Here is a 5,357-nt window from a genome sequence, read left to right as displayed (position 1 = left end):
ATCTCGCACGCAAACACGATGTCCGACCAGGCTGGAAAGTCCTGTGGCGGGGCTGGTATGATGTCGAACGAATGGTCGAGGGCCTTGAACTAATGCGAGGCCCACCCAAATGTGGGTAAAGGTGAGGCCTAAAAGGCCTGGGCTAGGCCCGCCTTCCGGCGGGACAAAGGCCGCTGAAGCGGCCTGCTTCCTCTCGCTTGTCTTCGTCGCAAAGAGGAATTGTTCGCCGGCGCGGATACCGCTGCCCGTCACAGTTGCACTTCCTGTCGGGCCAAGGCATAATCCATGGCCACAGCTTGGAAAGACTGTCCACACAGAAGGAAACCCAATGCGTATCAAGCAATCCGTGTGCATCCCGATGTTCGGCAGCGTACCGATGGAGACTCTGATCCGCGAGGCGGCGAAGATCGGGTATGGGGCCGTCGAGACCTGGGGCGTGGACGGCCTGGAGCAGACGGCCGACATGGCGGCCTCGCACGGGATGTGCGTGTCGAGCTTCATCGGCAGCGGGACGTGCGGAGGCGGGTTCAACGACCCTTCGCTGCACACGCAGCTTGAGGACCAGACGCGTCGCTCGATCGACCTGGCGGCCAAGCTGAAGATTCCCGGGTTCATCGTCTTTTCGGGCAACCGCCGAGCGGGCATGACCGACGACGAAGGGGCCGACATCACCGCACAGTCGCTGCTGCGCCTGGCGCCGTACGCCGAGGCCGCGGGCGTGAACATCAACCTGGAATTGCTCAACTCGAAGCGCGACCACAAAGATTATCAGTGCGACCGCACGAACTGGGGCCTGCAGGTGGTCAAACGCGTCAACAGCCCGCGCGTCAAGCTGCTCTACGACATCTACCACATGCAGATCATGGAAGGCGACGTGATCGCGACGATCCGCGATTCGATCGACTGGATCGCACACTTCCACACCGCCGGAAACCCCGGGCGTCGCGATTTTGACGACCTGCAGGAAATGAACTACGCCGGCATCTGCAAAGCCATCGCCCAGACCGGCTATACCGGCTACGTCGGCCACGAGTTCAGCCCCAAAGCCGACCCGATCGAAGCCCTGCGCAAGGCCTTTACGATCTGCGACCAGCAGTGACCGAATTTCACCGCAGAGGTCGCAGAGGCCGCGGAGAGGAGGAAAGGGCGGGGATAAAACGAAACACCGACTAAGACGAAGACGGCGTTTCGTTTCTATTTCATTCTGTGTCCGTTCATCCTTGCCAATTTCCTCTGCGATCTCTGCGACCTCTGCGGTGAGAGGACCGGGAAGCACTTTTCGTAGAAATGTTGCTTGACGCAACCCGGGGTGGGCGGGTATGTTAGCCCCCTTGTCGGCGGAAGCATTGTAGCTCCGTCGTAAACCATCCGTAACGAACCCCTTGTGAGAGCAACCCCAGGGCCGGTTTAACCGTATCCTGAGGCGAAAGGCAGCGTGTACCCTTGTCGGCAACGTTAGTCAAAGAATTGATTGATGCGGGGATTCACTTCGGCCACCGAGTCAGCCGCTGGAATCCCAAGATGGCGCCGTATATTTTCGGCAAGCGCAACCTCATCCACATCGTCAATGTCAAGGAAACCCTCCGCGGGATTCTGCTGGCGAAGAAATTCGTCACGCAGGTCGTCGCCGGCGGAAAAGACGTGCTGGTGGTCGGCACCAAGCGCCAGGCTCGCAAGGCGGTCGAAGAGGCCGTCACCGAAGTGCAGATGCACTACGTCAACGACCGCTGGCTGGGCGGTACGCTGACGAACTTCCGCGAGATCCGCAAGCGCGTCGGGCGCCTGGACGAGTTGGAACATCTGGACAGCGAAGGTCGGCTTGACGCCTACTCGAAGAAGGAAGGCTCGTCGCTGCGCCGCGAGATGCGCAAGATCCGCCGCAACCTCGGCGGCATCCGCCGCATGACGCAACTGCCCGGCGTGCTGTTTATCATCGACGAGCGGCGCGAGACCATCGCTGTCAAAGAAGCCAAGAAGATGGGCATCCCGGTCATCTGCCTGATCGACACTGACAGCGACCCCGACCAGATCGACATCCCCATCCCCGGCAACGATGACGCGATGCGGGCCATCGAACTGATCGTCAAAGAACTCTGCGCCTCCGTCAAGGAAGCCCTGGGCATGCGCACCAAGCTCAGCGACGAAGCCGCCGCCCAGCAGCCGCGACGCCGCAGCAGCCGCGACGCCACCGCCCGCGCCGAGGACGCCAGCCAGGCCGGTGAAGACGTGCCCAGCGAGGCCGAAATCGCCGCCGGCGACGACAAGCCCGTCGAGCCCCAGGCCGGCGAGGCCGGACAGGCCTAATTTACTGACTGCTACCGCCCCGCCTCCGCGCGGGGCCTGATGCTAAAGAATCCGGGAGTTATCATGGCTGAAATTAATGCTGCAATGGTTAAGGCTCTGCGCGAAGAGACGCAGCAGAGCATGATGGAATGCAAGAAGGCCCTCATCGAAGCCAATGGCGATGTCGAAGAGGCCAAGCTCATCCTCCGCAAGAAGGGTCTGGCCTCGGCAGAAAAGAAAGCCGACCGCACCATCAACGAAGGCCTCGTCGCCATCGAAGTGGCCCCAGACGGCAAGTCGGCGGCCATGGTCCAGGTCCAGTGCGAGACGGACTTCTGCGCCCGCAACGAGATCTTCAAGGCCGCCGTGTCCGAGGTGGCCAAGATGGCCATGCAGTCGGCCCCCGGCGCCATCGAAGCGACCGCTGCGATCAAAGACGCCGTTCAGGCGGCCCAGGCCAAGATCGGCGAGAACATGGGTTACGCCCAGGGCATCAAGGTCCAGGCCGACCAGGTCGGCACGTACCTGCACCACAACAGCAAGGTCGGCGTGGTCGTTGCCGTGACCGGCTCGATCGACGCGGCTACCCTCAGCGACGTCTGCATGCATATCGCCTTCACCAACCCCATGGGCGTGACGAAGGACGATATCCCGGCAGACCTCGTCGAGAAGGAAAAGGCCTTTGCCAAGGAACAGGCCATCGAGTCGGGCAAGCCGGCCGACATCGCCGAAAAGATGGTCGTCGGCAAGATCAACAAGTTCCTGGCGGAAAACGCCCTGCTGGAACAGCCGTTCGTCCGCGACGAAAAGAAGAAGGTCAAGGACGTGCTCGGCAAGGCTACGATCACCGCGTTTGCCCGCTTCGGGATCGGCAAGTAAAGTCTGAGACGACATGGCGGATCCGTTTCGCTACACGCGCGTGCTGCTGAAGATCTCCGGCGAGAGCCTGTGCCAGCCGGGCTGCGGCGGCATTGACGCCGCCGCCGTGGCGGCCGTCGCCGATGAGTTGTCGGCGCTGGCGGCTCGGGGCGTGCAGATCGCCCTGGTGATCGGCGGGGGCAACATCCTCCGCGGGCGCGATCTGACGGCCAATCCGCACGTGCAGCGCCCCACCGCCGACTACATGGGCATGCTCGCCACGGTGATCAACGCCCTGGCGTTGCACGACACGCTGGTCAGCCGCGGCGCGGCCTGCCACGTGATGTCGGCCATCCCTATGGTCAGTGTGTGCGACGCGTATACGATTCGAGCGGCGTCGGCGAGCCTGGCCGCGGGCAAGATCGTGATCCTGGCCGGCGGGACGGGCAGCCCGTTCTTCACCACCGACACGTGCGCCGCCCTGCGTGCCAGCGAACTAGGCGCAGAGGTATTGATCAAGGCCACCAAGGTCGACGGCGTTTTCGACGCCGACCCGGTGAAGAACCCGGCCGCCAGGAAATACTCAACCTTGACGTATGGTAAGGTACTGGCCGATAAACTGGGCGTGATGGACCTGACAGCCATCTCGCTGTGCATGGAAAACCGGATTCCGATCCTGGTCTTTCAGTTGTCCAGGCAGGGCAACCTGCTCGCGGCCGTCAGCGGCCAGGACGTGGGAACGGTGATCAGCGAGTAGCATGGGCATCTTGCCCATGAGTCGCACGGGCATCTTGCCCGTGTAGAAGACCGACAACGCCCGGGACGGGCGTTGGACTCACGGGCGAGACGCCCGTGCTACTGAAGGAGCCGCTCATGGCGATGGATGACGTACTCCTGGAAGTCGAAGATCAGATGGACAAGGCGCTGGAGTACCTGCGGACGGAGTTCCGCGGGATCCGCACCGGCCGTGCGTCGGTGGGCTTGGTGGACCACATCAAGGTGGACTACTATGGTTCGCCGACGGATCTGCGGCAACTAGCGTCGATCTCGACGCCGGATGCGACGCTGATCGTGATCAAGCCGTTCGATCCGGGCAGCGTCAAGGACATCGAGAAGGCGATTTTCGCCAGCGACCTGGGCATCACCCCCAGCGTCGACGGAAAGATCATCCGCCTGCAGGTGCCGCCGCTGTCGACCGAGCGGAGGCACATGATCGCCGGCCAGCTCAAGAAGATGGCCGAGGCGGCGCGGGTGACGATCCGCAACGCCCGCCGCGACGGCAATAAAGAAGTCGACCGCGAGGAAAAAGAAGCGGAATTGACCGAAGACGAGGCCAAGAAGGGCAAGGACGAGGTTCAGAAGCTCACCGACAGCTACCAGGCAAAAGTCGAAGAGCTTCTGACCGCCAAGACGACCGAGATCGAGCAGTCGTGATCTGGCAGCCTCCGATGCCCGCCCCCCGAGGGGGAGTAGCTCAATTGGTAGAGCAACGCCCTTTTAAGGCGTAGGTTCTGGGTTCGAGCCCCAGCTCCCTCAGTGCGAATTACGCATGTGTGGCCGTCCAGCAAGGCCCGCCTGCTGAGACGGTGACTATGGGTGCGGTACCGTCCAAGTGAAATTCGCTTAGTAACAAGTGGACGTTCATGGGGATAAAGATGAAATACGCACGCGCTTTTGAGTTCTTTTGCAGGCATTTCGTCGAGTGGTCTTGGCTTCAGCTAGACGATGCAAAAGCCTCTGATCCGCGACCTGTTTACGCATCCGCATTTGTCATATCTGTTAGAGGCCTTTGGTTTATGCTTACGGCTGGACATGTCTTTGGAGATATTGAGATAATCAAGGCGAGGGGTGGCAAAATACTGAATAGCCGACTTGCTGACTCTTGGGCGGCGGCCAATCCTTCAGAGACCATACCGTTCGATTTTGAGGGTGCTGCAAAGATTTGTCTGGGCGATGAAGACAGCCTTGATTGCGCAATCATCCCTCTTCGCCAGTACTACCAGAATCTTATGAGAGTAGAGCCCGTTGTCGAGCAAGGATGGCAGACGGGTCTTCCAGATTCGTTTGATGCCTATCTGATGGTGGGCATTCCTAGAGCAAGTCACGAACACATCTAGCGCCCTCTGAAGAAGTTGTGTATGCTTGGGTCAAGCATGGAGGCTTGAAATGAAAGCATACTCAATGGATTTACGTAAGCGTGTGTTGGCAATGTGCGA

The 5,357-nt window shown here is 60.8% G+C and carries 6 protein-coding genes and 1 tRNA gene; all 7 read left to right on the top strand.

The window, feature by feature from the left end; all coding sequences use genetic code 11:
• The first annotated feature begins 328 nt into the window (after window positions 1-328).
• Window positions 329-1,099, top strand: coding sequence for a TIM barrel protein (locus ABFD92_14325; GenBank protein MEN6505713.1), 771 nt, complete (start codon window positions 329-331; stop codon window positions 1,097-1,099).
• A 344-nt stretch (window positions 1,100-1,443) separates the two neighbouring features.
• The gene (gene rpsB / locus ABFD92_14320) at window positions 1,444-2,304 is read left to right on the top strand and encodes a 30S ribosomal protein S2 (GenBank protein MEN6505712.1); all 861 of its coding nucleotides are present in this window, start codon (window positions 1,444-1,446) and stop codon (window positions 2,302-2,304) included.
• 63 nt (window positions 2,305-2,367) lie between these two features.
• Complete coding sequence (tsf, locus tag ABFD92_14315) at window positions 2,368-3,162, top strand: translation elongation factor Ts (protein ID MEN6505711.1); 795 nt, start codon at window positions 2,368-2,370, stop codon at window positions 3,160-3,162.
• 13 nt (window positions 3,163-3,175) lie between these two features.
• Window positions 3,176-3,898 (top strand): UMP kinase, encoded by a 723-nt coding sequence (pyrH, locus tag ABFD92_14310; GenBank protein ID MEN6505710.1) that lies wholly within the window; start codon window positions 3,176-3,178, stop codon window positions 3,896-3,898.
• Between the two features lie 116 nt (window positions 3,899-4,014).
• Window positions 4,015-4,575 (top strand): ribosome recycling factor, encoded by a 561-nt coding sequence (gene frr / locus ABFD92_14305; protein MEN6505709.1) that lies wholly within the window; start codon window positions 4,015-4,017, stop codon window positions 4,573-4,575.
• 29 nt (window positions 4,576-4,604) lie between these two features.
• A tRNA-Lys gene (locus ABFD92_14300) sits at window positions 4,605-4,677 on the top strand.
• A 119-nt stretch (window positions 4,678-4,796) separates the two neighbouring features.
• On the top strand, window positions 4,797-5,258 hold the full coding sequence (locus tag ABFD92_14295) for a hypothetical protein (protein ID MEN6505708.1): 462 nt from the start codon (window positions 4,797-4,799) through the stop codon (window positions 5,256-5,258).
• Window positions 5,259-5,357: the final 99 nt, after the last annotated feature.

The sequence above is a fragment of the Planctomycetaceae bacterium genome, assembly GCA_039680605.1.
Taxonomy (GTDB): Bacteria; Planctomycetota; Phycisphaerae; order SM23-33; family SM23-33; genus JAJFUU01.
Note: the sequence above shows the minus strand (reverse complement) of the source record. Positions and strands in the feature narration are given on the sequence as shown.

Coding starts and splice junctions, on each gene's coding strand:
- tsf (MEN6505711.1), top strand. CDS start 2,368: ATGGCTGAAATTAATGCTGCAATGGTTAAGGCTCTGCGCGAAGAGACG.
- ABFD92_14325 (MEN6505713.1), top strand. CDS start 329: ATGCGTATCAAGCAATCCGTGTGCATCCCGATGTTCGGCAGCGTACCG.
- ABFD92_14295 (MEN6505708.1), top strand. CDS start 4,797: ATGAAATACGCACGCGCTTTTGAGTTCTTTTGCAGGCATTTCGTCGAG.
- frr (MEN6505709.1), top strand. CDS start 4,015: ATGGCGATGGATGACGTACTCCTGGAAGTCGAAGATCAGATGGACAAG.
- pyrH (MEN6505710.1), top strand. CDS start 3,176: ATGGCGGATCCGTTTCGCTACACGCGCGTGCTGCTGAAGATCTCCGGC.